This is a genomic window from Burkholderia lata, from assembly GCF_902499335.1.
Classification (GTDB): Bacteria; Pseudomonadota; Gammaproteobacteria; order Burkholderiales; family Burkholderiaceae; genus Burkholderia; species Burkholderia lata_B.
The window spans coordinates 46,403-69,481 of record NZ_CABVQK010000008.1 but is presented as its reverse complement, the minus strand read 5'-3'; the positions used below and the strand labels follow the sequence as shown (position 1 = coordinate 69,481).

Sequence of the window (23,079 nt, the reverse complement as noted above, 5' to 3'; positions counted from 1 at the left end):
GTTCCGTGCGCTGCCGTCAATCGCCGAACCCGATCTCCGCTTCCAGCGGCTGGCCGACTTCGAGCCACGTGCCCGCGCCTTCCACGACGATCGCATTGATGCCGAACGTCAGCTCGCCGTTGAAGTTCGGGTTCGCGCGATAGGTCTGCATCGTGTCGGTCGGCTCGTGCGGCCACGCAGGATCGGGCGCGCCGGTGACCTGGTCGATCGTCGGCATCGGGCAGCGCGTACACAGCTTGACGAGGCGCAGCCGCACGGGCGTCGCGCCTTCCGTGTCGAGATGTTCGACGAAATCCTCTTCGTACGCATCGAGATCCGACACGACGATATTCGGGCGGAAGCGGTTCATCGGGATCGCCGGCGCACCTTTCGCGGTGAGCCGCGCGTTCAGGTCGTCGAGCGACGACTGGCCGATCACGAGCAGCGGGTAACCGTCCGCGAACTGCGTGTGCGTATCGATCTCGCCGGTCCATTTGCGGTTGCAGACGCGGCGCGCATCGGGCCCGAAGCGCGCGAGCTTCGTGGGCGTGCCGAGGAATTCGGTGAGCCATGCCGCCGTTTCGGCGCCCGTATCGATCGCGTCGACGGTATCGCGCCACACGGTCGCGGCCATTTTCGGCGTGGCGGGCGATACGTCGCCGTCGAGCGGCGTGCGGAGCTCGCGCATGCCCGGCGCGTTCAGCACGAGCGCATCGCTGTCGAGCGCGGTGCGGATCAGCGCGAGGCGCGGGTGCGTGCGCTGCGTGATCATCTGCCCGGCGGGGTCGGTGATCAGCCAGTGGCGGTCGTACGCCAGGCCCGTTTCGAGCAGTTGCGCGCGCGACAGCGCGATGCCGGCACAGGATTTGATCGGATAGACGAAGAGTTCGGCGATGGCTGGCATGACGCTGGCTGAAGGCGGATGACGAGACAGCGATTGTGCCAGATCGCGCCGCAGCCGTTTGGACGGCTGCGTACCGTCGCGTGGCCTGTCATGCGAGCGGGAAGCCGGGGTCGAACGTCGTACGCACGTCGAGCGGCTGGCGCAGCAGTCCGGCCTTCAGGTAGAAGTCGGCCGTGCGCTGTTGTTCGGCGATGACCGTCGCATCGATCGGCAGCCAGCGCGTGTTGCGGCGCTCGAACTGCAGTTTCGCGGCCGCCGGCGGAATACCGATGATGCGCGCGAGCGCCGCGGAATATGCATCGACATGCCGGTACGACCACGTCTGCGCGCGCACGACGCGCCGCAGGAAATCGTGCAGCACGTCGCGCTTCGACGCGATCGCTGCATCGGTCGCCGCGATGTAGCTGAGGCCCGACCACAGCCCGCGGCCGTTGACGAGCACGCGCGCGCGGCCGCTCGTTTCGGCTAGCGCGGTATAGGGTTCCCAGGTCGCCCAGGCGTCGATCGAACCGGTTGCGAGCGCAAGCATCGTGTCGGCCGGCGGCAGGAAGCGGAGCGAGACGGCATCGGGCGGCAGGCCGGCCGCGTCGAGCGCCTTCAACGTGACGAAGTGGCCGATCGAGCCGCGCGTGGTGCCGATGCGCTTGCCCTTCAGGTCGGCCGCGCCTTTCAGCGCCGCATCGGGCCGCACGAGCACGGCCGTGCCGTACGGGTCGGAGCGGTTCGCGCCGATCACCTTGATGCGTGCACCCGATGCGAGCGCGAAGATCACCGGCGCGTCGCCGATCGGCCCGCAGTCGACGGCGGCCGCGTTCAGCGCTTCGGCGAGCGGCGCGGCGGCCGGGAACTCGGTCCACGCGATGTCGTATGCAAGGCCGTTCAGTTCGCCGGCCGCTTCGAGCAGCGCACGCAGACCGCCTTTCTGGTCGCCGGCGCGCAGCAGCGGCCGCGTGCCCGATTGCGCACGCAGTGCCGCGGGGGCCGCGGCGATCGTGGCGAGGGCGCTTGCTTGGGCGAGGAAATGGCGTCGGGTCGGATTCATCGTGAAGTTCGTTCGGTCGAAAGAGGGATTCGGGAAGTCAGTGCGGGAGCCCGGCCTGCACATCGCGCACGGGCTCCGTATCGACGCGCAGCAGCAGCGCGGTCAGCGGATCGCCGGTCGCTGCCGGTACGGCCGGTCGTGCGGTGGCGTCGGAGCGGCACAGCAGGTCGGCATCCGACCAGCCGGTGCTGCCCGGCAACGCGCGCGCCCGCAGCCAGCCGCGGCGATCGGCGAGGAGCTGCGTGCCGCCGAGCGCGTCGGGCGCCACCCCGGCGATCGTCGCGAACGCGAGCCATGCATCGGGCGTCGATGCGACGCAATTGGCTCGCGCAGTGCTGGTTGCCTGCACCAAAGGCGCACCGCGTGCCGTGACGAGCAGGGTTTGCCAGCGCGCGTCTTCCGGCGGCGGCGTCGCGCCCGGCGCGAGCGCGACGATGCGCACGCGCTGGCCTTCGCGCCAGCGATCGAGCGGTTGGGGCGCGGCGGCGCCGCAGCGCACGTCGAGCGCCGGCAGCGGGACGGGCACGGGCCACGCGCCTTCCGCCTGCGCGCCGCTGCCCGCGCTGAGCGCTTTCAGGTAGTCGAGCACGGCCCAGGTGTCCTGGGGGCCGAGCGTCGCGGCGAAGCCGGGCATCGTCGCCGCGCCGTGTTCGTCGCGCGTGCCGTGGCGCACGCGCCAGAACAGCTCGCCGTCGAGACGTCGGGCGAGCAGCGCGCCGGCAAAGGTCGGCGGCCAGTGCGAGAGTGTGGCCGCGAGCGGCCCTTCGCCGCGTCCGTCCGCACCGTGGCATGCGGCGCAGTGTTGCGCATACAGGTGCGCGCCGCGCATCACGTTCGCTACCGAAAACGGCTCGGGATCGCGCTGGAAACTCGTCGGCACGGCGGGCGAGAGCCACAGCGAAGACGGCGGCCACGGCGCGAGCCATGCAAGGGCCAGTGCAGCGAGCGCCGAAGCGACTCGCCATTTGCGCGAAGCGAGCGCGATACCCGCGAGCACGACGGCCAGCGTCGTCGCCGCGGCGGCGAACGCGAGTTGCCGCGTGAGCCCCGCGTCGATGCGCAGCGTTTCGAGCGCGACGCGATGGGCCCATGGCCACGCGGCTTGACCGTCGGCGTCGCCCGTCAGCCCGAGCGCATGCAGCACGCGCGCCAGCACGATTTGCGCGCGGTACAGCCCTTGCAGAAACAGGAGCGCCCAGTCGGCGAACGTCGGCGCGTTCATCGGCTATGTTCCCGCCGCGCGGCGGCCCATCGTCGAGCGGCACCGCGCATCTACCAGCTCGCGTCGAGCCCGAGGTGCCGCAACGCGTCGTGACGCAGCTCGGCGAGGCGCGGGTCGCCGCGATGGCGCGGGTAGGGCAGGTCGACGCGCAATTCGGCGACGATTTGCGCGGGACGCGGCCCGAACACGATCACGCGCTGCGCGAGGAACAGCGCTTCCTCGACATCGTGCGTGACGAGCAGCGCGGAGAAACCGTCGCGTTGCCACAGCGCGGTGAGCTCGGCCTGCATCGTGAGCCGCGTGAGCGAATCGAGCTTGCCGAGCGGCTCGTCGAGAATCAGCAGGCGCGGATCGTTGACGAGCGCGCGGGCCAGTGCGACCCGCTGCGCCATCCCGCCGGACAACTGATGCGGGAACACGTTCGAGAATTCCTGCAGCCCGACGCGCGCGAGCGCATCGTCGACACGATGCTGCGATGCACGCGCCACGCCGCGCGCTTCGAGGCCGAGCGCGACGTTCGCGCGCACGCGGCGCCACGGGTACAGCGTCGGGTCCTGGAACACGACGATGCGCGACGGATCGGGTTGTTCGATCGGCACGCCGTCCTGTGCGATCGTGCCCTGGCGCGCGGCGTCGAGGCCCGCGACGAGGCGCAGCAGCGTCGACTTTCCGCAGCCGCTCGGGCCGAGCAGTGCGACGAATTCGCCGGCCGCGACCGACAGCGTGACGTCGTCGAGCACCGGCAGCGCACCGCCGGGGCCGTCGAACGCATGGCTCACGCGGCGGATGTCGATGCGCGCACCGCGCGGCGCCGCGACGGCGGGCGCAGCGGCAACGGACGATGCAACGGAAGATTCGAGTACGGCGGCGCTCACCATTTGACGGTTCCTTTCTGCCAGGCGAGCACGCGATCGCGCACCGCGAACAGCAACGCGATCAGCCCGGAAAACAGCAGCGCCATCACGATCAGCGCCGCATACATGTTCACGTACGATGCCCAGCCCTGCGCCCAGCTCAGGTACCAGCCGAGCCCCGACTTGACGCCCATCATCTCGGCGACGACCAGCACCGTGAACGACGCGCTCAGCCCCATGAAGATGCCGACGAACACGTGCGGCAGCGCGGCCGGAATCGCGACGCGGAGCACGAGGAAGCGTGCGTTCGCACCGAGCGTGCGCGCGACGTCGTAATACTGCTTGTTGACGCTCGCGACGCCCGACCACGTGAGCACCGCGACCGGGAAGCCGGTCGCGAGCGCGATCAGGAACGCTGCAGCCGAATAGCTCGACGGGAAGAAGTAGAACGTGAGCGGCAGCAGCGCGGTGGCCGGCACGGGGCCGAGCACGCGCAGCACCGGATGCACCCAGTAGCCGATCCGGCGCGACCAGCCGATCGAGACGCCGACCGCGAAACCGACCGCGACGCCATACGCAAAGCCGAGCGCGAGCAGCTTCAGCGTGTTGCCGGCGCTGCCGACGAGGCGCGGCCAGTCGTCGATGTAGACCTCGATCAGCGCCTGCGGCGGCGCGAAGAACGGCGTCGGCAGCCAGCCGGTTTTCGCGGTGACGATTTCCCACGCGGCGAGTACGAGTGGCAGCGCGACTAGCCATGGGCCGGCCGGCCGCACGCGCGCGAGCCGCGTGCGCGTCGCGGGGACGAGATGGCCGAGCGTCGCGGCGATGAGCAACAACGCGGCGATCGTCCACGCGCCGACGGCGAATTCGTCGGTGTACGCCCAGTCGGTGAAGCCGACGACGCGGTTCGGCCACAGCTGCGTGAGGGCGCCGAGCGCGGCCCACGCGAGCGCGGCGGCGATGCCGGTCGGCCAGGTGCGTGCGCGGCGCGCTTCGGCGGCCAGCGTGGCTTCGCACGCCGTGCAGGCGGGACGCGTCGCGGATGCGGCAGCACTGCCGCCGGAAGGGGCGGGCGCGGTGCGTGCGGAGGGAGCGTGTTCGATCGTCGACATCGCGTCACCCCAGCACGTTCGCATAGACCTGCTGCGCGAAGCGCTGCGGGTCGGTGCTCTTCTTCAGCACGCTGATGCGGCGGAAATCGTCCGCATAGAACGCGATTTCCTGCTGCAGGTCGACGTTGGTCGGGTGGTGGTTGTAGGTGAGCGTCGCGTAGAGCTTGCGCAGGTCCTCGGGGCTGATCTTCGGCGAATACTTCGCGAACACCTTCGCGGCTTCGTTCGGGTTGTCGTGCGTGAACTCGGTGGCCTGCACGATCGAGCGCGCGAGCGCGGCGGCCGACGGCCGGTCGTTGCGCACGAGATCGCCGCGCGCGCCGATCACGCAGCACACCTTGCGCGCGTATTCGCCGGACAGGTTCGTCGCCAGTTCGGTGTATGCACCGTTGCTGCGCTTTTCGAGCAGATAGAGGTTCGGGTCGCCGTCGGCGATCGCGTGGATCTCGCCCTTGTCGACCGCCACGCCGAGCAGGTCGGCCGGATACTGCCGCCATGTGATGTCGCGCTCGGGATCGATCCCGTTCTTCGCGAGCAGGATCGAGAAGAAATGCTTGCCGGGCGCGGCCAGATCGCTGACGCCGACCGTCTTGCCCTTCAGCGCCTGCAGCGTCGTCACGCCGGCCGCCTTCGCGCCGACAAGCCGCACGCAGCCGCCATGCGAGCTGCCGATGATCTTCACGTCGAAGCCGGCTTCGAGCGGCTTCAACCAGCGGTGAATCATCCCGACCGCCGCATCGGCCTTGCCGGTCGCGATCGATTCGAGCAACTGGTCGGTCGACCCGCTGTAGTTGATCAGGTCGACCTTCAGGCCGTTCTTCTCGAAGAAGCCGCGCTCCTGCGCGACGACGATCGGCGTCAGGCAGAACGCGTTCTGGTTCCACGCGAACGTGAGCTTCTTCAGCGGCGGCGCGGACCAGGCCTTGCGGCCCAGCGTGATCGCGGGTGCGGCGAGCGCGGCGGCGCCGGCGGCGCGCAGCAGCTTGCGGCGTTTGTCGTCGTGCGTACCGGCGGGCGCGGGTGCGGTGGTTCGGGTCATGTGGTCTGGTCTCCGGTCGTGCGGAAAGGCGCTCAGTCGAGCAGGTCGGGTTCGTCGGCGACGACGCGCGCGAACAGGCTGTCGAACGCATGCAGCGCACCCTCGGGGCCGCCGATCTGGCCGTGCGTGTGGCGCGCGGTGGCGTGATCGATCGGCTGCGGCGTGCCGGCCGCCTCGGCCAGCAACTGCGTGTGCGCGGCGTTGTCGAGCGCGATGTACCACCACGCGGCGGCCTCGACCGTCGGGCCGGCGGTCAGGATCCCGTGGTTCTTCAGGATCACGCCCTTGTGCGTGGTGTCGTCCGGCTTCACTAGTGCATCCGCAATGCGTGCGCCTTCGCTCGTGTCGACGACCATCCCCGTGAAGTCGTCGAACAGCGCGTGATCTTCGTAGAACACGCACGCGTCCTGCGTGAGCGGATCGAGCGGGCGGCCGAGCGTCGACCACGCCTTGCCGTACGTCGAATGCGTATGCGCGGCGGCGACGATGTGCGGATGCGCCTCGTGGATCGCCGCATGGATCGCGAACGCGGCCTTGTTCAGCGGCCGCGTGCCGATCGCGGTTTCGCCGCGGGCATTGACGAGCAGCAGGTCGGACACCTTGATCTGCGAGAAATGCACGCCGAGCGGATTCACCCAGAAGTGGTCGGGCAGTTCGGGGTCGCGTGCGGTGATGTGGCCGGCGAGCCCCTGCGCGAAGCCGAAGCGGGCGAACAGACGGAATGCGGCCGCGAGCCGTTCCTGACGGTGACGGCGCTCGGCGGCGACGTCGATGCGCGGCGCGGGCGCGTCGAACCAGAAATGCTGGCGCGGCGCTTCGGCGAGTTCGAGGCCCGATGCGGTACGGACGGGCGAGGAAAGGACGGCGGACATGATGGCGTATGGCTCCGTTGGGCTCAGGCCGCGCGGCGTGCCGCGTCGCGTGCGGCGACGGCACTGCGTACGCGGGGAATCAGTTCGCGGCCGTAGTCGATCGCGTCTTCGAGCGGATCGAAGCCGCGGATCAGGAACGTGGTCACGCCGAGGTCGTAGTAGTCGAGCAGCGCATCGGCGACCTGTTCGGGCGTGCCGACGAGCGCCGTCGAATTCGAGCGCGCGCCGGTGAGCTTCGCGATCTCGGTCCACAGCCGCTTGTCGACGCGCGAGCCGCGATCGGCCGCGGCGAGCAGGCGGCGCGCGCCTTCGCTCTGCTGCGGCCCGCCGGCGCCGAGGCCGGCCGCTTCGCGCAGCCGGCGTGTTTCGTCGAGGATGCGATGCGCGCGCGCCCACGCTTCGTCTTCGGTCGCGGCGAGGATCGGGCGGAACGACACGGAGAAGCGCACCTGGCGGCCGTGCTTCGCGGCTTCGGCGCGCACGCGCGTCGTCAGGTCGCGCACCTGGTCGAGCGATTCGCCCCACAGCGCATAGACGTCCGCGTGCTTGCCGGCCACTTCGAGCGCGGCTTCCGATGCGCCACCGAAATAGATCGGCACATGCGGTTGCTGAAACGGCTTCACTTCCGAAAAGCCCTGCTTGAACCGGTAGTGCGCGCCGTCGTGATCGAACGGCTGCGCTTCGGTCCAGATCCGCCGCAGGATGCCGAGGTATTCGTCGGTGCGCGCATAGCGCGCATCGTGATCGAGGAAGTCGCCGTCGCGCTGCTGTTCGCTGTCCGAGCCGCCGGAGATGAAGTGCACGGCGAGCCGGCCGCGGCTGAACTGGTCGAGCGTCGCGATCTGCCGCGCGGCGAGCGTCGGCGCGGTGAAGCCCGGGCGATGCGCGAGCATGAAGTGGATGCGCTCGGTCGCGGCCGCGGCGAACGCGATCGTCAGCGTCGCCGACGGGCCGGTCGAGTGGTGCGGCACGAGGATCCGGTCGAAGCCGGCCGTCTCGTGGGCGCGTGCGAAGTCACGCACGTAATCGGGATCGACGACAGGGCCGGACGCCGGGTGGATTTCCGACTGCTTCTGGCTCTGGATCATGCCGATGAATTCGACGCTCATCTGGGTCTCCGGTGCAGGGACGTCCCGGCGCGTGGCCGGGCAGGAATGGAGCGCAGGTTAACGCCGGGATCATGCGAAACGGAAATAATCAATCCCGATTTGAATATCAGATTTGCATGGTTTGGGCGGGGGTGTGCTGCGCATACGCTGTGGGCTCACGAACGATCGGGCGCGCGGGCGCCGGTGCATCCGGCGCCGCGTGTTCCAGATCGCCGACTTCATGAGAAGCCGCGCCGCGTGGCGCTCGATTGCCGCTAGTTGCGGCTTTTGCCGCGGTTGCCGCCTTTCGGCATTACCCAGGGAATCCGTTTCGATGTCCGCCAGCCTTGCCGCTTCCTCGCCGTCGCCGCAGCCACAGCCGCGTTCGCTGCGCCTCCTGCCCACCGAAGATGCCGATGCCGATGCCGACGACGCACGCGTCGCCGCGCTGCTCGACCGCCTCGCGCCGGAGCTGGCCGCCGATGCGGCCCGCAACGACGTCGACGGCCGCTTTCCGCACGAGAACTTCGCGCGGCTGCATCGCGCCGGGCTGATCGCACAGGTCGTGCCGCGCGAGCATGGCGGCGCCGGTACGACGCTCGCGCAGGCGAGCCGGATCGTGGCCGCCGTCGCGCGGGCCGATCCGGCGACCGCGCTGGTGCTGACGATGACCTACCTGCAGCATCGCGCGCTCGCGCGTGCCGACAACCGCTGGCCGGCGCACGTGCGGCGCGCGGTGTTCGACAGCGCGGTCACGCACGGTGCGCTGATCAACGCGCTGCGCGTCGAGCCTGCACTCGGTTCGCCGTCGCGCGGCGGCCTGCCGGAAACCATTGCAAGGCGCGACGGCGACGGCTGGCGGCTGTCCGGCCACAAGCTGTACAGCACCGGGATCCCGGCGCTGCGCTGGCTGGCCGTATGGGCGCGCACCGATGAACCGGCGCCGCGGGTCGGCGTGTTTCTCGTGCCGCGCGACCGCGATGCGGATGGCGATCGCATCCGCGTGATCGAAAGCTGGAATCACCTCGGCCTGCGTGCGTCAGGCAGCCATGAGGTCGTGTTCGACGGTGTGCGGCTGTCGGCCGATCACGCGGTCGACGTACGCGCGCCGGACGCATGGGCCGTGTCGGCCGCGACTCATGCGGATGCCGACGCGCAGGCCGACCAGCAGGCGTGGATGGTTGCGTTGCTCGGCAGCCTGTACGACGCGGTGGCACGTGCGTCGCGCGACTGGCTGGTCGGGTTCGCGACGACACGTGCGCCGAGCGGGCTGGGCGCGCCGCTCGCGACGCTGCCGCGCGTGCAGGAAGCGGTCGGCGAAATCGAGGGCTGGCTGCATGCGAACCGCGTGCTGCTCGACGATCACGTCGCGCGCACCGACGAGGGCAATGCACCGGCGGTCACGACGAGTGGCCTCGTCAAGCGCACCGTGACTGAGCACGCGATCCGCGTGGTCGAGCAGGCGCTGAAGCTGTCGGGCAATCACGGGCTGAGCCGCGCTAATCCGCTCGAACGCCACTATCGCGACGTGCTGTGCAGCCGCGTGCATACGCCGCAGGACGATGCGATCGCGGCGGCGGCGGGGCGTGCGGTACTCGAAGCGGCGAGCCGGGGCGAGACGAAAGACGAACCGAAGGGCGACGCGGAGGCGGAGACGGGCGGGGCGCCGGTCAACGAGACCGGACGCGGCCGCGGCGATGTGTGAGCGGAGCAGGGCTGGCGCGGGCGCGGGCGTCGATCGGGCGGCGCGATGCCGTTGCCGCCCGGTACGGTCACGCAGCCTTGCCGTGCGCTTGCTCGGGCAATGCGAACGCCGTGCGCGCATGCGCGGCAACGGCGGCGAGCGGCGCGTCGAAGCGAGCCGCATCGTGCCGGCGCAGCAACCACAGATCGATCTGCGGCTTGAAATCGGCGAGTGGCACGATGTCGAGCGCATCGCGCAGCGGGCTGCCTTCGACGAGCGGCAGCGGCATCAGCCCGATGCCGAAGCCGTTCGCGACGCTCTGCAACTGCAGGTCGCGGCCGTAGGTGTCGAGCGTGACCGGCATCGGCAGGCCCTGCGCGTCGAGCGCGCGCCGCAAGCCCGCGCGAAAACCGCAGCCGTCCGGATTGAGCACCCAGCCGCGCGCGTGGCAATCGGCGAGCCGGTAGCTGCGGCGCGGCCAGTCACCCTTGCGGCCGACCGCGACGAGCCGCGTGGCCAGCAGCCGTTCGCCCTCGACCTGCGCGGGCAGCACCATTTCGCTCGCGAGGAACACGAGCGCCGCATCGAGTTCGCGGCGGGCGACGCGCTCGACGAGCATGCCGCCCCACGCGGTCGTGACCTGCGTCGCGAGCGCGGGCCACTGCGCGGCGAGTTCGGCGATCAGCGCGGGCAGCATCAGCTCGCCGAGGCCCTGCGTGAGCCCGATCCGGAATTCGCCGGCGGGCGGCTGCTCGCCGGCCGTCAGCTCGCGCAGCGCATCGACTTCGCGCAGGATCGCGCGACACTGCTCGAACACCTGCCGGCCGATGTCGGTCGGGCGCGGCGGTTTCGTGTTGCGATCGAGCAGGATCACGCCGAGCGCTTCCTCGAGATTCTGGACGCGCCGCGTGATCGCCGGCTGCGTCATCCCGAGCTCGGCCGCGGCCTGGCTCAGGGTCTGGCAGCGGACGACCGCTGCAAAAGCGTCGATATCGCTAATTTTCATGTTTGTTCTGCATGGTCTTTCGGGTGCATCATGACGATCTATCATATTCGGCATCATATTCGAGGAGTCAGCCGATGAGTACGCTTTCGTTGCATCAGACGCCGTTGCGGCCGTTCGTCGACGGTCTGGGCGCGCTGCTCGCGTCCGGCGCGAACGAGGCGCGCATCCTCGACGAGGGCGGCGCGCTGCTCGCGGCGCTCGTCGAACACGACGACTGGTTACCCGACGCATTCGCGCAGCCCGACCCCGCGCGCTATCGGCAGTACCTGCTGCATCTCGACCCGGACGAGCGGTTCTCGGTCGTCAGCTTCGTGTGGGGGCCCGGCCAGACGACGCCGATCCACAACCACACGGTGTGGGGGCTGATCGGGATGCTGCGCGGCGGCGAATTCTCGCAGCCGTACCGGTTCGATGCAGCGGGCAAGCCGGTGCCGTCCGGCGAAGCCGTGCGGCTGCAGCCGGGCGAAATCGAGGCCGTGTCGCCGCGCATCGGCGACGTCCACCGCGTGACCAACGCGTTCGCCGACCAGGTATCGATCAGCATCCACGTGTACGGCGCGAACATCGGCAAGGTCGAGCGCGCGGTGTACCTGGACGACGGCACCGTGAAGCCTTTCGTGTCGGGCTATTCGAACGCCTGATGCAACGCCCGCCGGCGCGGCCGGTTGCCGCGCATGCGCCGGCGGGCCCACGATTCATCCGTTCCGCTTTCTTCACCGACTTCAACGCATTCAATCAAGACAGAGACACCGTGACGCAATCCGCCGATTCCACTTCCCGCTTTCCCGTCGCGTCGTACCAGGACGTGCGCGCACGCCTGCTTGCCCGCGACGAGATCGCGCTGATCGACGTACGCGAGGAAGATCCGTACGCGCAGGGCCACCCGCTGTGGGCCGCCAACTTTCCGCTGTCGAAACTCGAACTCGACGCGTGGACGCGGATTCCGCGCCGCGACACGCCGATCGTCGTATTCGGCGAAGCGGGCGGCGAGGATCTCGCGCCGCGCGCGGCCGCGAAGCTCGCGCAACTCGGCTATACCGACGTGCGGCTGCTCGACGGCGGCCTCGCGGGCTGGCTCGCCGCGGGCGGCGAACTGTTCATCGACGTGAACGTGCCGAGCAAGTCGTTCGGCGAATGGGTCGAGGCCGAGCGGCATACGCCGTCGCTGTCCGCGCAGGAGGTGCAGGCGCTGATCGACGCGAAGGCCGATGTCGTGATCGTCGACGCGCGCCGTTTCGACGAATACCAGACGATGAACATCCCGACCTCGACGAGCGTGCCGGGCGCGGAACTCGTGCTGCGCGTGCGCGCGCTTGCACCGAACCCGGCGACACAGGTGATCGTCAACTGCGCGGGCCGCACGCGCAGCATCATCGGCACGCAGTCGCTCGTCAACGCGGGGCTGCCGAATCCGGTCGCGGCGCTGCGCAACGGCACGATCGGCTGGACGCTTGCCGGGCAGACGCTCGAGCGTGGCGCCGCGCGACGCTTTCCGGACGACATCGACGCGACGCAGCGCGCCGGCGCACGCCAGGCGGCGCGCGCGGTGGCCGAACGCGCGGGCGTGCCGCGCATCGCGCTCGCGGATGTCGCCGCACTCGAAGCGCCGGGCCGCACGTTGTACCGCTTCGACGTGCGCACGCCGGAGGAGTATGACGCCGGCCATCTGACGGGCTTCCTGAGCACGCCGGGCGGCCAGCTCGTGCAGGAGACCGATCATCACGCGGCCGTGCGCGGTGCGCGGATCGTGCTCGCCGACGACGACGGCGTGCGCGCCGACATGACCGCGTCGTGGCTCGCGCAGATGGGCTGGGACGTGCGTGTCGTTGAGCCGGAGGACGGTACGGCGAAGTTCGGCGAGCGCGGCCAGCCGCCGCGCGACGTGCCGGCGACGCCGACCGTGACCGACGTATCGCCCGCGACGCTCGCGGGCTGGCTGAAGGAGGCCGCGCCGGGCGAGCTGGCGATCGTCGACGTGACGGCCAGCGCGAACTACGTGAAGCGCCATATCCCGGGCGCGTGGTTCGCCGTGCGTGCGCAGTTGCGCGACGCGCTCGCGGCGATTCCGGCCGCGAAGCGCTATGTGTTTACGTGCGGGTCGAGCCTGCTGGCGCGATTCGCGGCGGATGACGCGCGTGCGCTGCTGCCGGCTTCGGCTGACATCTCGGTGCTCACCGGTGGTACGGCTGCGTGGATCGAGGCCGGGCTGCCGCTCGAAAGCGGCGAGACGCATCTGGCGTCACCGCGCGTCGACCGCTACCGCCGCCCGTACGAAGGCACCGACAATGCGGCGGCCGCGATGCAGGCGTATCTCGACTGGGAGTACGGGCTGGTCGATCAGTTGAAGCGGGACGGCACGCATCACTTCAACGTGATCTGACCGATGCGGCGTAACGGGGCGCGGCGGCACGCAGTGCGCCGCGCCCCGTTGCCGTATGGCGGGAACGTTCGGCGCGATCAGCGCTTGAACGTATCGACGGCCGTGCGGCCGACGGCCGGATCGTCGGTAAAGAAGCCGTCGATGCCCGCGCGCAGGTACGCCTGGATCTCGCGCACCGAGCCGGCCGTGTTGCGCGTGGCCGGCGTGCCGCCGTCCTTCAGCGACGCGGGCAGGAAGTTGTTCTCCGGGCGGAACGTGTACGGATGCACGACGAGGCCGGCCTCGTGCGCGTAGCGCACGTACGGCGTCGGCTGCTGCAGCGTGCCGTCCGCGGCGACCGCGATGATCGACGTCTTGTACGGGCCGACGCCGTTCGCATAGGTCGCGACCTCACGCATGCCGTCGCGCGTCGACAGGTCGCCGTAGGTGCGCTTGTCGTTCGCCTTCACGAAGTCGTACGGGCGCTGGCCGGCTTCGTCCATCAGCTGCACGAGCTTCCAGTTCGGCTGGCTCGACTTGATCCGGTTGCGGATCGTCTTCAGGTTCGCGACCTCGAACGACTGGATGTAGACGGTCGCGGTGCGTGCCGTGTACGAATCCTTCAGCAGCGCATCGACCAGACGGTCCTCGAGGGCCAGGCCGATCGACTGGAAGTAGGTCGGATGCTTGGTTTCCGGATACAGGTGGATCGTGCGGCCGGTCTGCGCGGACATCTGCTTCGCGAGCGCGACGATCTCGTCGAACGTCGGGATCTCGAACTGGTCGTTGTACGCGGTGTTCGCGGGGCGGACCTGCGGAATGCGCTCGCGGGCGCGCAGCGTCTTCAGCTCGGCGAGCGTGAAATCCTCGGTGAACCAGCCCGTCAGTTCCGCGCCGTCGATCGTCTTGGTCGCCTTGCGGCTCGCGAACTGCGGCAGCGTCGACACGTTCGTCGTGCCCGAGATCTCGTTCTCGTGACGCGCGACGAGCACGCCGTCGCGGGTCGACACGAGGTCGGGTTCGATCACGTCGGCGCCGTCCTCGATCGCCTTGCGGTACGACGCGAGTGTGTGTTCGGGGCGCAGCGCGCTCGCGCCGCGATGGCCGACCACCTGGACCTTCGCGGAAATCGGCTGGGTGGGATCGGACGCGACGTCGTCGTCGCCACCGCACGCGGCGAGCAGGAACGCGGCGGCACAGGCGAACGGGACGTAGCGCAGGGAGGTCGGGCGCTTGAAGAGCATGTCGATGAACCTTCGAAACGAGAGTCGGAAAGGGGCGATCGCTCCGGCGGTGCGGCTGTCGTGCCGTGTCGCACGGAGTCGAATGGGACGCGATCGTCGCACCGAATAATTACATATGTATTACTTCGACCTTTCCGTTGAGTATTTTTGGGGCGCGATGCCCGCGGAAGAGCGGTTGCTGCGGCCTGGGGCGTGACGCATTCCTGCCGTCTCAGGCAGGGCGCGGGCCGGATGCACTAAACTTGCGGGAATTTTGCATCGCCGCGCCGGGGCCGACGCCCGCCTGGCGCGACGATGCGGCGACTCGCGGGCCGGCGCGGGCGCCCGGCGCCCGTGTGCGCCCGGGACCCGCGCCGGCCGATTTTTCCCGACCCATGACGACTCGAACCGATTCCGCTTTCCTGCTCGGCGACCTGCTGAAGAACGTTTCCCGCTCCTTCTACCTGACGCTGCGCGTGCTGCCCGACGGCATGCGCGACCCGGTCGGCCTTGCGTACCTGCTCGCGCGCGCGGCCGACACGATCGCCGACACCGCGCTCGTCGCACCCGATCGCCGGGCGGCGTTGCTGACCGACCTGCGCGACGAGGTCGAACGGCTCGGCGACGGCATTGCGCTGTCGCGCGCGCTCGAGGACGTGACGCGGATGCAGACCGATTCGCACGAACACGTGCTGCTCGGCTCGATGGAGCCGATGCTCGCGCTGCTGCGCACGCAGCCGGATGCCGATCGCGCGTCGATCCGCAAGGTCGTCGCGACGCTGACCGCGGGGATGGTGTTCGACCTGCGCACGTTCCCGGACGAGCAGTCGGGACGGGTCGCATCGCTGCCGACGCGCGGCGAACTCGACCGCTACACGTATCTCGTGGCCGGCTGCGTGGGCGAGTTCTGGACCGACATGACGGGCATGCACACGCCGGCCGCGCGCCGCTGGAACCTGCCGGACATGTGCGAGAAGGGCATCCGTTTCGGCAAGGCGCTGCAGATGACCAACATCCTGCGCGACTGCGGGAAGGATCTGCGCATCGGCCGCTGCTACCTGCCCGACGACGTGCTGGGCGCACACGGGCTCGGCGTCGCCGACCTGCTGGCGCCCGATGCGTCGGCGCGCGCGCGCGGCGTACTCGTCGAGCTGCTGCGCGCGACGCTCGACCAGTATCGCGATGCGTGCCTGTATACGCTTGCGATCCCGCGCCGCTTCGTGCGACTGCGGCTCGCGTGCCTGTGGCCGATCATGATCGGCCTCGAAACGCTCGAACTGCTGGCCGGCAACATGGCGTGGCTCGATCCGGCGAAGCCGGCCAAGGTGCCGAGAAAGCGCGTCTACCGGATCATGGCGTCGTCGCTCGCGCTGGTCGGCTCGAATGCCGCGATTCGCGCGCGCATGACCGCGCTCACCGATGCCGTGAACGCGCATCTCGTGCAACCGGCCACGCGCTGAATCGCACTGAACGATGCCGGCACGACAGGTGCCGGCATCGCCCCTCGGCCCGCGTTCGCCGGGCCGCTCCCGCGCATCTCCCGCGCGTCGACTAAAAACGTTTTCATTATTTCGTGTCGCGAAACGTGGGTGTCATGAACGTCAGCGATCCTTCGCGGCGGCGTGAATCGTGGTATCAGCCGCGGTCGCGCATTTGTAAGATGTATGTTGCCGAAGGCATCTGACGACATCCGACGGTCGCGTTGCACCCGTAAAAATGTAAAGCTAGGGTTTTCACCGGGAAATGCCGGAAAGGCCCGCTGCGTAAGCGTTTTCAGGTGTTATGTAACTGCTTGGTGAACCCGTGCGTTGCGTCGATCATACGATGACCGACTGCACGTGTTGGGAAATAATCGGTAATCCGTCAGAATCCCGTCGGCATGTACTCGCACATGTGTCAGTCATAAAACCACACCAGAAAAGAAATCATTCTTTGAGGACGGAGAATCAATGAAAAAGCGCGTCGCTTTCGCCATGACGGCAGTGGGCCTTGCAGCCGCTACCGCCGCCCACGCCCAGAGCAGCGTGACCCTGTACGGTATCGTCGACAACGGTCTGGCTTACCAGAACAACTCGTCGGCAGTCGGTGCGACCACGGGTGGTCACTCGAAGGTGCAAATGTCCACCGGCGTGTGGGCAGGCAGCCGCTTCGGCCTGAAGGGCAGCGAAGATCTCGGCGGCGGCACGAAGGCGATTTTCCAGTTGGAAGCCGGCGTCAACACGGCTAACGGCTCGTCGCAGTGGACCAACGGCATCTTCACGCGTCAAGCGTGGGTCGGCCTGACCAACAACACGTACGGTACGCTGACGGCTGGCCGCCAGTACACCGCGTACTACACGCTGCTGTCGCCGTACAGCCCGACGACCTGGCTGACCGGCTACTACGGCGCGCACCCGGGCGATATCGACTCGCTGGATACCAGCTACCGCGCGAACAACTCGCTCGTCTACATGTCGCCGAAGTTCTACGGCGTCACGGTCGGCGGTTCGTACTCGTTCGGCGGCGTTGCAGGCGCAACGAACCGCGGCTCGACGTGGAGCGCGGCGATCCAGTACCTGAACGGCCCGGCAGGCATCGCAGTCGGCTATCAGAAGATCAACAACGCAACGCTCGGCGGCGGCGTGTGGGGCGCGAACTCGACGGTCCAGAACGGCCTGACGGCATCGGGCGACGGCAACCAGCCGGCAGTTTCGTCGATCAACAACGGCTATGCGACGGCGCAATCGCAGCAGCGTATCGCCGTGACGGCGGGCTACCAGTTCACGCCGGCATGGGACATTTCGGCATCGTACTCGAACGTCCAGTACACGCCGGGCACGGGTTCGGCGTTCCGCAACACGGCCATCTTCAACACGGCAGGCGCCGTGCTGCACTGGAAGGCAGCCGCTCAGTGGGACTTCGCAGCGGGCTACTCGTACACGGCGGCAACGCAGTCGAACGGCATCACCAGCTCGGCCAAGTACCACCAGGTCACGCTGTCGCAGTACTACAGCCTGTCGAAGCGCACGGGCCTGTACGCAGTTGAGGCGTACCAGCATTCGAGCGGCAACACGCTGAACGGCGGCAAGATCATCGCTGCAACGACGTCGATCGGCGACGGCGTGGGCGCAGGTTCGAAGCAGAACCAGATCGGCGTCGGCGTCGGCATGATCCACCGCTTCTGATGTCGCGCGGCGCGCGAGCGCCGCTTGCGGCATGCGGTATGAAAACCGGCCTTCGGGCCGGTTTTTTTATGTGCGGTACGTATTGCGCGTATTCCGGGTCCGTTACCGGCCGGCATCGACCGGATGCGGAGGGCGACGAGAGCCGCGCCTGACGAGCGCATCGCTCACGCGGTGCTGGCGCGCAGGCGGCAGCATCCGGCCCGTGCCAATGTCGTCCAGCCGATCACTCCGCCGCGCCATCCGTCCAGCTTCCCGCCAGTGCCTGAAACAAAGCCGCCGTATCGGCAAGCCGGTCGGCCTGCGCCCGCGTACGGTCGAGCGCTGTCTGCAGCGCCTGCCGCTGCGTATCGAGCAGGTCGAACGTGCTGATCCCGCCTGCGGCGTAACGGTCGCCGGCAATCCTGTTGCTGGCCGCCGCTTCCTGCGCGGCAGTATCTCTCGCCTGCAGTGCAGCCGCGTCGTGTTCGACCGCGCGCATTGCATCGGCCACCTGCTGCAGCGCCTCGAGCACGGTTTCCCGGTAACTCGCGAACGCCGCGTCGTATGCCGCTTCGGCCGCACGTTTCTTCGCGCGCAGTTCACCGCCGTGAAAGAGCGGTTGCGTCAGGCCGAGGCCGACATTCCACACATTGAGTCCGCTCACGAGATCAGCGATGCGCGTGCGCTCCGAGCCGATCCCCGCCGAAATCGACAAGCGCGGATACAGGTTTGCAGTGGCCACGCCGACGTTCGCGCTCGCCTGGTGCAGCACGGCTTCGGCCGCGCGGATGTCGGGCCGTTCGCGCGCGAGCGTCGACGGCAGCGCGACCGGCAGCGTGCGCGGTAGCGCGAGCGCATCGAGCGTGAGGTTGGGCAACACGGCATCGGACGGCGGCACGCCGAGCAGAATCCCGAGCCGGTGGCCGGACTGCGCGAGGCGGGCCTCGAGCGGCGGCAGCGACGCCTGCGTCTGAGCGAGCAGCGCGCGTTGCGCATGCACGTCGGCCTGCGATACGCCGCCCGCCGCTAAACGCGCGTCGACGATGCGCAACTGCCGCGCCTGCGCGTCGATCAACTGTCGCGTGAGCGCGACCTGCTGCGCGAGCGACGCGCGCAGGATCGCGGTCGCGACGACGTTGCCCGCGAGCGTCAGGCGCGCGGCGTCGAGCGTGTACGCCTGGTAGTCGACCTTCGCGCGCAGCGCTTCGAGCGCACGGCGGTTGCCGCCGAACACATCGAGCACATACGACACGCTCACCGACGCGTCATAAAGCGTGAACGGCCCCGGGCTGGGCACGTTGGCGGGCAGGCCGAACGCGGTCGTGTCGACCCGCTCGCGTGTAGCGGACAGGCTCGCATCGACTTTCGGCAACATCGTCGCGCCGGCTTCGGCCGCATGGTTCTGCCGCGCTTCGTCGAGCCGGGCACGAGCCTCGGCGAGTGTCGGGCTGTTGTGCCACGCGGTATCGACGAGCCGATTCAGCGGTTCGGAGCCGAACTGCGTCCACCAGTGCTGCGGTGTGTGCGCGGCCGATGCGAACGTCTGCGCGTCGCCGGCCGGGCCGGCAGCGGTGGCCGTCGTTATGGGCGGCTCGCCGCGCGTGTAGTGCTGCGTGGCAGGTGCATCGGGCGCGTGGAAATCCGGCCCGACCGCACATCCCGCGACGAGCAGCGCGGCGGCCGCCAGTGTGCAGCCGCGGGTGGCGTTGGCGAGGCGACGCGAAGCCGGTTTCATCGTGCGGCCCCTAGTCGAGCGTGCGCCGGTAGAAGCGCAGCGCGACGCCCATCACGATGACGGTGAACAGCGCGACCGGCCACACGGACGGCCACAGGTCGCTCCAGCCGTTGCCTTTCAGCAGGATGCCGCGCACGAGGCGGTTGAAGTAGGTGAGCGGCAGCAGGTTGCCGATGAACTGCGCCCACTTCGGCATCCCGGCGAATGGGAACATGAAGCCCGACAGCAGGATGTTCGGCAGGAAATAGAACACCGCGAGCTGCATCGCCTGCAACTGGTTCTGCGCGAGCGACGACAACGTGATGCCGACCGTCAGGTTCGCGGCGATGAACAGCAGCGCGGACAGGTAGATCGCGAACACGCCGCCGACGAACGGTACGTCGAACACGAACCGCGCCGCGGCCACGATGATCGATACCTGGATCAGCCCGATCAGCACATACGGGACGATCTTGCCCGTCATCACCTCGAGCGGCCGCACGGGTGTCGCGAGCAGGTTCTCCATCGTGCCGCGCTCGCGTTCGCGCGTGATCGCGAGGCCCGTCATCATCACCATCGTCATCGTCAGGATCACGCCCATCAGGCCCGGCACGACGTTGTACTGCGTGATGCCTTCGGGGTTGTACAGCCGGTGCAGCACGACGTCGAACGCGGCCGGGCGGCCGTTCAGGTGAGCGAGCGGGCCGGTCAGGTCCTTGTCGGCGACCGGCTGCACGAGGCCGGATAGCGCGCCGATCGCCGACGCGGTCGCAACGGGATCGGTTGCGTCCGCCTCGACGAGCAGCGACGGACGCTCGCCGCGCAGCAGCCGCCGCGAGAAATCGGCCGGCACGTTCAAGACGAACAGCACGTCGCCGCGTGCGAGCGCACGCTGGCCGGCCGCTTCGTCGGGCAGCGTTTCGACGATGTCGAAGTACGCGGAATTGCGCATCGCGGCGACGAAGCTGCGCGCGAACGGGCTCGCATCGGCGACGATCACCGCCGTGGGCAGGTGCTTCGGATCGGTGTTGATCGCGAAGCCGAACAGCGTGAGCTGGATGATCGGCACGCCGACGATCATCGCGAACGTCACGCGGTCGCGCCGCAGCTGCAGGAACTCCTTCAGCACGATGCTCCACCAGCGTGCGACCGAGAACGAATCGCGCAAGCGCGCCCACGCGGTCATGACGACGCTCCGCCGGGCGGCCCGGATGCGCGGCCCATCATGTAGATGAAGACGTCCTCGAGCCCGGTGTCGATCGGCGCGACCTGCAGTGCGTCAGGGCCGCCGGCCTGCGCCGCGACCTGCGCGAGCGTCGCGTCGAGCAGCGCGCGATCGCGGCCGCTCACGTGCAGCGCCGAGCCGAACACGACCGTCTGGTCGACGCCCGGCATCATGCGCAGCCGAGCGGACAGTTCGCTCAGATGCGCGCCCGTGATCGCTCGGGTCGCGAGCCCCTGCGACGCGACGATTTCCGCCGACGTGCCCTGTGCGAGCAGCTCGCCGTACGCGATGTACGCGAGCTTGTGGCAGCGCTCGGCTTCGTCCATGTAGTGCGTGCTGACGAGCACCGAGATCCCTTGTGCCGCCAGCCGGTGAAGCTCTTCCCAGAAGTCGCGGCGTGCGGCCGGGTCGACGCCGGCCGTGGGCTCGTCGAGCAGCAGCAGCGCCGGCTCGTGCAGCATGCAGGCGGCCAGCGCGAGGCGCTGCTTCCAGCCGCCCGACAGCGCCCCCGTGAGCTGGTCCGCGCGGCTCGCGAGGCCGAGCCCGTCGAGTGCGCGCGCGACGGCTGCCTTGCGGTCGGGCATCCCGTACACGCGGGCGACGAAGTCGAGGTTCTCGCGGATCGACAGGTCTTCCCAGTACGAGAAGCGCTGCGTCATGTAGCCGACGCGCCGCTTGATCTGCGCGCTGTCGCGCACGATGTCGTAGCCGAGGCAGGTGCCGCTGCCCGAGTCGGGCGTGAGCAGCCCGCACATCATCCGGATCGACGTGGTCTTGCCGCTGCCGTTCGGCCCGAGAAAGCCGAAGATCTCGCCGCGCGCGACCCGCAGCGATACGTCCTTCACGACATGCTTGTCGCCGAAACGCTTGTTCAGGCGATCGACGTCGATCGCGTACGGTGCGTTCATGGCACCCTCACGGCGACGGGCTGACCGGGATGCAGCTTCGGTGCGTCGGCGACGGCGGGGCGCGCCTCGATCATGAACACGAGCTTGGTCCGGCTCTCGTTGCTGTAGATCACGGGCGGCGTGTATTCGGCCTCGCTCGACACGTAGGTGATGCGCGCGGGCACGTCGGCCGCGCAGCCGTCGCAGTGGATCGCGACCGTGCGCCCCGGCGCGAGCGATGCAATCGCGGCCTCCGGCACGAAGAAGCGTACCTTCAGGTTTTGCGGCGGCAGCATCTGCACGACCGGATTGCCGGCCTGCACCCATTCGCCGACGCGGTACAGCGTGTCGTACACGCGCCCGGCGGCGGGTGCGGCGACGCGCTTCTGGTCGAGCTTCCATTGCGCCTCGGCGACGGTCGCCTGCGCGGCGTCGACCTGCGCGGCCTGCGCGGCGACCTGCTGCGCGCGGCCCGGCAGGCGCGCGACGTCGACCTGTTTCTGCAGTTCGCGCATCTGCGCGGCGGTGGTTTGCGCGGACGTGCGCGAATCGTCGAGCTGCTGTTTCGACAGGCCCCCGGCCGCATACTGGCTTTCATCGCGCGCGCGTTGCGCGGCGGCCCGCGCGGCCTGCGCGGTGGCCTGGGCGAGCTGCGCCTGCGTGACCGCGATTTCCGGCGGGCGCTTGCCCGTCTGCAGATCGGCAAGCTGCGCGCGGGCGGCCGCGAGCTGGTGCTGTGCCTGCAGCAGCGCGGCCGTTTCGCTGACGGCTTCGAGCGAGAAGGCCGGCGCGCCGGCGGCGAGGGCCTGGCCGCGCGCGACCGACAACTGCGTCAGCGTGCCCGATTGTGACGACGACAGGTACACGAATTCGCCTTCGACGTAACCCTGGTAGGTCGTGCCGTTGCTCGTCGACCGTCCGCAACCGGCGAGCAGCACGGCGGCGGTGGCCAGCGCGAGCGGCAGCGTGCGGGCCATATTCACGATGACCTCCGCGGCGAGCGCGCCCGCGCGCGAGGCGCGGCGGCCGGCGGCTGCAGGCCCGAACCGAGCAGCGCGCGGACATGGCGGTGCAGCACGTCGCGGTCGATCGGTGGCAGGCCGCGCGCGCTTTGCCACAGTTTCGCGGTCGCGAGCGGCAGCATCACCAGCGCGATGATCGAGTGGAACAGGAACGCCGGTTCGAGCGCGGGGTTCAGCGTGCCGGCCTGCTGCGCGGCGCGGATGCGCTCGGCAAAGCGCCCGACATGTTCGAGCGGAATGCGCCGGACCATCCGCTCGCGCAGCAGCCCGCCTTCGTGGACGATCTCGCGCAGCCAGATCGACGGCAGCCACGGCATGCGGTGCGTGACGTCGAAGAAGCGGTCGACGAGCTCGGCGACGAGCGCGAACGGATCGTTTTCGATGTGCGGCTCGGTCGGCCGCCACACGAACGCGATGACCTGTGCCAGCCGCTCCTCGACGATCGCGTCGAGCAGCTGCTCGCGGTTCGTGAAGTAGTAGTGGACCATCGCCGACGTGACGCCGGCGGCGGCGGCGATCTGCGCGACGGTCGTCGCGGCGATCCCGCGCTCGGCGAACAACTGCATCGCGACGTCGAGCATGTGGTCGCGCAGGTCGAAATCGTCGACCGACGGGCGGCGCCCGCGCGGCCTGGCGACGGTGGATTTCGCGTTCATGAAATCGACGCTAATTGATGAGTTAGTTAATTTCAAGGAAGGGTTTTC

Annotated in this window: 20 protein-coding genes; 5 read left to right on the top strand and 15 right to left on the bottom strand. The window is 69.2% G+C overall.

Annotation, left to right across the window (positions count from 1 at the left end; genetic code table 11):
- Positions 1-16 precede the first annotated feature (16 nt).
- The 8 genes from BCO18175_RS20515 to BCO18175_RS20480 all read right to left on the bottom strand — a co-directional run bounded on the left by BCO18175_RS20515 (position 17) and on the right by BCO18175_RS20480 (position 8,133).
- Positions 17-883, bottom strand: a complete 867-nt coding sequence (locus tag BCO18175_RS20515; protein ID WP_174983557.1) for an MOSC domain-containing protein — start codon at positions 881-883, stop codon at positions 17-19.
- Between the two features lie 88 nt (positions 884-971).
- Positions 972-1,925, bottom strand: coding sequence for an ABC transporter substrate-binding protein (locus BCO18175_RS20510; RefSeq protein ID WP_174972191.1), 954 nt, complete (start codon positions 1,923-1,925; stop codon positions 972-974).
- A 37-nt stretch (positions 1,926-1,962) separates the two neighbouring features.
- Positions 1,963-3,147 carry a c-type cytochrome gene (locus BCO18175_RS20505; RefSeq protein WP_174983555.1) on the bottom strand — a complete coding sequence of 395 codons (1,185 nt, stop codon included), beginning with the start codon at positions 3,145-3,147 and terminating at the stop codon, positions 1,963-1,965.
- 50 nt (positions 3,148-3,197) lie between these two features.
- Positions 3,198-4,025 (bottom strand): ABC transporter ATP-binding protein, encoded by an 828-nt coding sequence (locus BCO18175_RS20500; RefSeq protein WP_174983553.1) that lies wholly within the window; start codon positions 4,023-4,025, stop codon positions 3,198-3,200.
- Positions 4,019-5,113, bottom strand: coding sequence for an ABC transporter permease (locus BCO18175_RS20495; RefSeq protein ID WP_174983552.1), 1,095 nt, complete (start codon positions 5,111-5,113; stop codon positions 4,019-4,021). The genes BCO18175_RS20500 and BCO18175_RS20495 overlap by 7 nt, the downstream gene beginning before the upstream one ends.
- Positions 5,114-5,117: 4 nt before the next feature.
- Entirely contained in the window at positions 5,118-6,152 is a 1,035-nt protein-coding gene (locus tag BCO18175_RS20490; RefSeq protein WP_174983550.1) for an ABC transporter substrate-binding protein, read from the bottom strand.
- Between the two features lie 32 nt (positions 6,153-6,184).
- The gene (locus BCO18175_RS20485) at positions 6,185-7,024 is read right to left on the bottom strand and encodes a class II aldolase/adducin family protein (RefSeq protein WP_174983548.1); all 840 of its coding nucleotides are present in this window, start codon (positions 7,022-7,024) and stop codon (positions 6,185-6,187) included.
- A 23-nt stretch (positions 7,025-7,047) separates the two neighbouring features.
- On the bottom strand, positions 7,048-8,133 hold the full coding sequence (locus BCO18175_RS20480; protein WP_174983546.1) for an LLM class flavin-dependent oxidoreductase: 1,086 nt from the start codon (positions 8,131-8,133) through the stop codon (positions 7,048-7,050).
- 313 nt (positions 8,134-8,446) lie between these two features.
- On the opposite strand from BCO18175_RS20480, the gene BCO18175_RS20475 reads away from it, so the two are divergent.
- Complete coding sequence (locus BCO18175_RS20475) at positions 8,447-9,817, top strand: acyl-CoA dehydrogenase family protein (RefSeq protein WP_174983544.1); 1,371 nt, start codon at positions 8,447-8,449, stop codon at positions 9,815-9,817.
- A gap of 67 nt (positions 9,818-9,884) precedes the next feature.
- Here the strand turns inward: BCO18175_RS20475 and BCO18175_RS20470 are convergent, their stop codons facing one another.
- Positions 9,885-10,802 carry a LysR family transcriptional regulator gene (locus tag BCO18175_RS20470; RefSeq protein ID WP_174983542.1) on the bottom strand — a complete coding sequence of 306 codons (918 nt, stop codon included), beginning with the start codon at positions 10,800-10,802 and terminating at the stop codon, positions 9,885-9,887.
- A 74-nt stretch (positions 10,803-10,876) separates the two neighbouring features.
- On the opposite strand from BCO18175_RS20470, the gene BCO18175_RS20465 reads away from it, so the two are divergent.
- Positions 10,877-11,443 (top strand): cysteine dioxygenase, encoded by a 567-nt coding sequence (locus BCO18175_RS20465; protein ID WP_174913563.1) that lies wholly within the window; start codon positions 10,877-10,879, stop codon positions 11,441-11,443.
- 110 nt (positions 11,444-11,553) lie between these two features.
- Complete coding sequence (locus BCO18175_RS20460) at positions 11,554-13,182, top strand: rhodanese-related sulfurtransferase (RefSeq protein ID WP_174983540.1); 1,629 nt, start codon at positions 11,554-11,556, stop codon at positions 13,180-13,182.
- A 77-nt stretch (positions 13,183-13,259) separates the two neighbouring features.
- Here the strand turns inward: BCO18175_RS20460 and BCO18175_RS20455 are convergent, their stop codons facing one another.
- Positions 13,260-14,405: a glycerophosphodiester phosphodiesterase gene (locus BCO18175_RS20455; protein WP_174983538.1), complete on the bottom strand. Its 1,146-nt coding sequence runs from the start codon at positions 14,403-14,405 to the stop codon at positions 13,260-13,262.
- Positions 14,406-14,779: 374 nt separating this feature from the next.
- On the opposite strand from BCO18175_RS20455, the gene BCO18175_RS20450 reads away from it, so the two are divergent.
- Entirely contained in the window at positions 14,780-15,844 is a 1,065-nt protein-coding gene (locus tag BCO18175_RS20450; protein WP_174983536.1) for a phytoene/squalene synthase family protein, read from the top strand.
- 489 nt (positions 15,845-16,333) lie between these two features.
- Positions 16,334-17,548 carry a porin gene (locus BCO18175_RS20445; RefSeq protein ID WP_174983534.1) on the top strand — a complete coding sequence of 405 codons (1,215 nt, stop codon included), beginning with the start codon at positions 16,334-16,336 and terminating at the stop codon, positions 17,546-17,548.
- Positions 17,549-17,771: 223 nt separating this feature from the next.
- Here BCO18175_RS20445 and BCO18175_RS20440 read toward each other — a convergent pair whose 3' ends face one another.
- The 5 genes from BCO18175_RS20440 to BCO18175_RS20420 are packed head-to-tail and all read right to left on the bottom strand — an operon-like array spanning position 17,772 to position 23,031.
- Positions 17,772-19,262 (bottom strand): efflux transporter outer membrane subunit, encoded by a 1,491-nt coding sequence (locus BCO18175_RS20440; protein WP_174983532.1) that lies wholly within the window; start codon positions 19,260-19,262, stop codon positions 17,772-17,774.
- Positions 19,263-19,272: 10 nt separating this feature from the next.
- Entirely contained in the window at positions 19,273-20,427 is a 1,155-nt protein-coding gene (locus tag BCO18175_RS20435) for an ABC transporter permease (protein ID WP_174983530.1), read from the bottom strand.
- Entirely contained in the window at positions 20,424-21,374 is a 951-nt protein-coding gene (locus BCO18175_RS20430) for an ABC transporter ATP-binding protein (RefSeq protein WP_174983528.1), read from the bottom strand. The genes BCO18175_RS20435 and BCO18175_RS20430 overlap by 4 nt, the downstream gene beginning before the upstream one ends.
- Positions 21,371-22,330: an HlyD family secretion protein gene (locus tag BCO18175_RS20425; protein ID WP_438820506.1), complete on the bottom strand. Its 960-nt coding sequence runs from the start codon at positions 22,328-22,330 to the stop codon at positions 21,371-21,373. Before BCO18175_RS20425 ends, BCO18175_RS20430 begins: the two co-directional genes overlap by 4 nt.
- 2 nt (positions 22,331-22,332) lie before the next feature.
- The gene (locus BCO18175_RS20420; RefSeq protein ID WP_174983525.1) at positions 22,333-23,031 is read right to left on the bottom strand and encodes a TetR/AcrR family transcriptional regulator; all 699 of its coding nucleotides are present in this window, start codon (positions 23,029-23,031) and stop codon (positions 22,333-22,335) included.
- Between the last annotated feature and the right edge of the window lie 48 nt (positions 23,032-23,079).

Excerpts from the sequence above, each read along its gene's own strand:
- BCO18175_RS20425 (WP_438820506.1), bottom strand. The coding sequence starts at position 22,330 with ATGGCCCGCACGCTGCCGCTCGCGCTGGCCACCGCCGCCGTGCTGCTC.
- BCO18175_RS20500 (WP_174983553.1), bottom strand. The coding sequence starts at position 4,025 with ATGGTGAGCGCCGCCGTACTCGAATCTTCCGTTGCATCGTCCGTTGCC.
- BCO18175_RS20455 (WP_174983538.1), bottom strand. The coding sequence starts at position 14,405 with ATGCTCTTCAAGCGCCCGACCTCCCTGCGCTACGTCCCGTTCGCCTGT.
- BCO18175_RS20450 (WP_174983536.1), top strand. The coding sequence starts at position 14,780 with ATGACGACTCGAACCGATTCCGCTTTCCTGCTCGGCGACCTGCTGAAG.
- BCO18175_RS20430 (WP_174983528.1), bottom strand. The coding sequence starts at position 21,374 with ATGAACGCACCGTACGCGATCGACGTCGATCGCCTGAACAAGCGTTTC.
- BCO18175_RS20490 (WP_174983550.1), bottom strand. The coding sequence starts at position 6,152 with ATGACCCGAACCACCGCACCCGCGCCCGCCGGTACGCACGACGACAAA.
- BCO18175_RS20515 (WP_174983557.1), bottom strand. The coding sequence starts at position 883 with ATGCCAGCCATCGCCGAACTCTTCGTCTATCCGATCAAATCCTGTGCC.
- BCO18175_RS20445 (WP_174983534.1), top strand. The coding sequence starts at position 16,334 with ATGAAAAAGCGCGTCGCTTTCGCCATGACGGCAGTGGGCCTTGCAGCC.
- BCO18175_RS20475 (WP_174983544.1), top strand. The coding sequence starts at position 8,447 with ATGTCCGCCAGCCTTGCCGCTTCCTCGCCGTCGCCGCAGCCACAGCCG.
- BCO18175_RS20435 (WP_174983530.1), bottom strand. The coding sequence starts at position 20,427 with ATGACCGCGTGGGCGCGCTTGCGCGATTCGTTCTCGGTCGCACGCTGG.
- BCO18175_RS20505 (WP_174983555.1), bottom strand. The coding sequence starts at position 3,147 with ATGAACGCGCCGACGTTCGCCGACTGGGCGCTCCTGTTTCTGCAAGGG.
- BCO18175_RS20440 (WP_174983532.1), bottom strand. The coding sequence starts at position 19,262 with ATGAAACCGGCTTCGCGTCGCCTCGCCAACGCCACCCGCGGCTGCACA.
- BCO18175_RS20480 (WP_174983546.1), bottom strand. The coding sequence starts at position 8,133 with ATGAGCGTCGAATTCATCGGCATGATCCAGAGCCAGAAGCAGTCGGAA.
- BCO18175_RS20485 (WP_174983548.1), bottom strand. The coding sequence starts at position 7,024 with ATGTCCGCCGTCCTTTCCTCGCCCGTCCGTACCGCATCGGGCCTCGAA.
- BCO18175_RS20420 (WP_174983525.1), bottom strand. The coding sequence starts at position 23,031 with ATGAACGCGAAATCCACCGTCGCCAGGCCGCGCGGGCGCCGCCCGTCG.
- BCO18175_RS20470 (WP_174983542.1), bottom strand. The coding sequence starts at position 10,802 with ATGAAAATTAGCGATATCGACGCTTTTGCAGCGGTCGTCCGCTGCCAG.
- BCO18175_RS20510 (WP_174972191.1), bottom strand. The coding sequence starts at position 1,925 with ATGAATCCGACCCGACGCCATTTCCTCGCCCAAGCAAGCGCCCTCGCC.
- BCO18175_RS20495 (WP_174983552.1), bottom strand. The coding sequence starts at position 5,113 with ATGTCGACGATCGAACACGCTCCCTCCGCACGCACCGCGCCCGCCCCT.
- BCO18175_RS20465 (WP_174913563.1), top strand. The coding sequence starts at position 10,877 with ATGAGTACGCTTTCGTTGCATCAGACGCCGTTGCGGCCGTTCGTCGAC.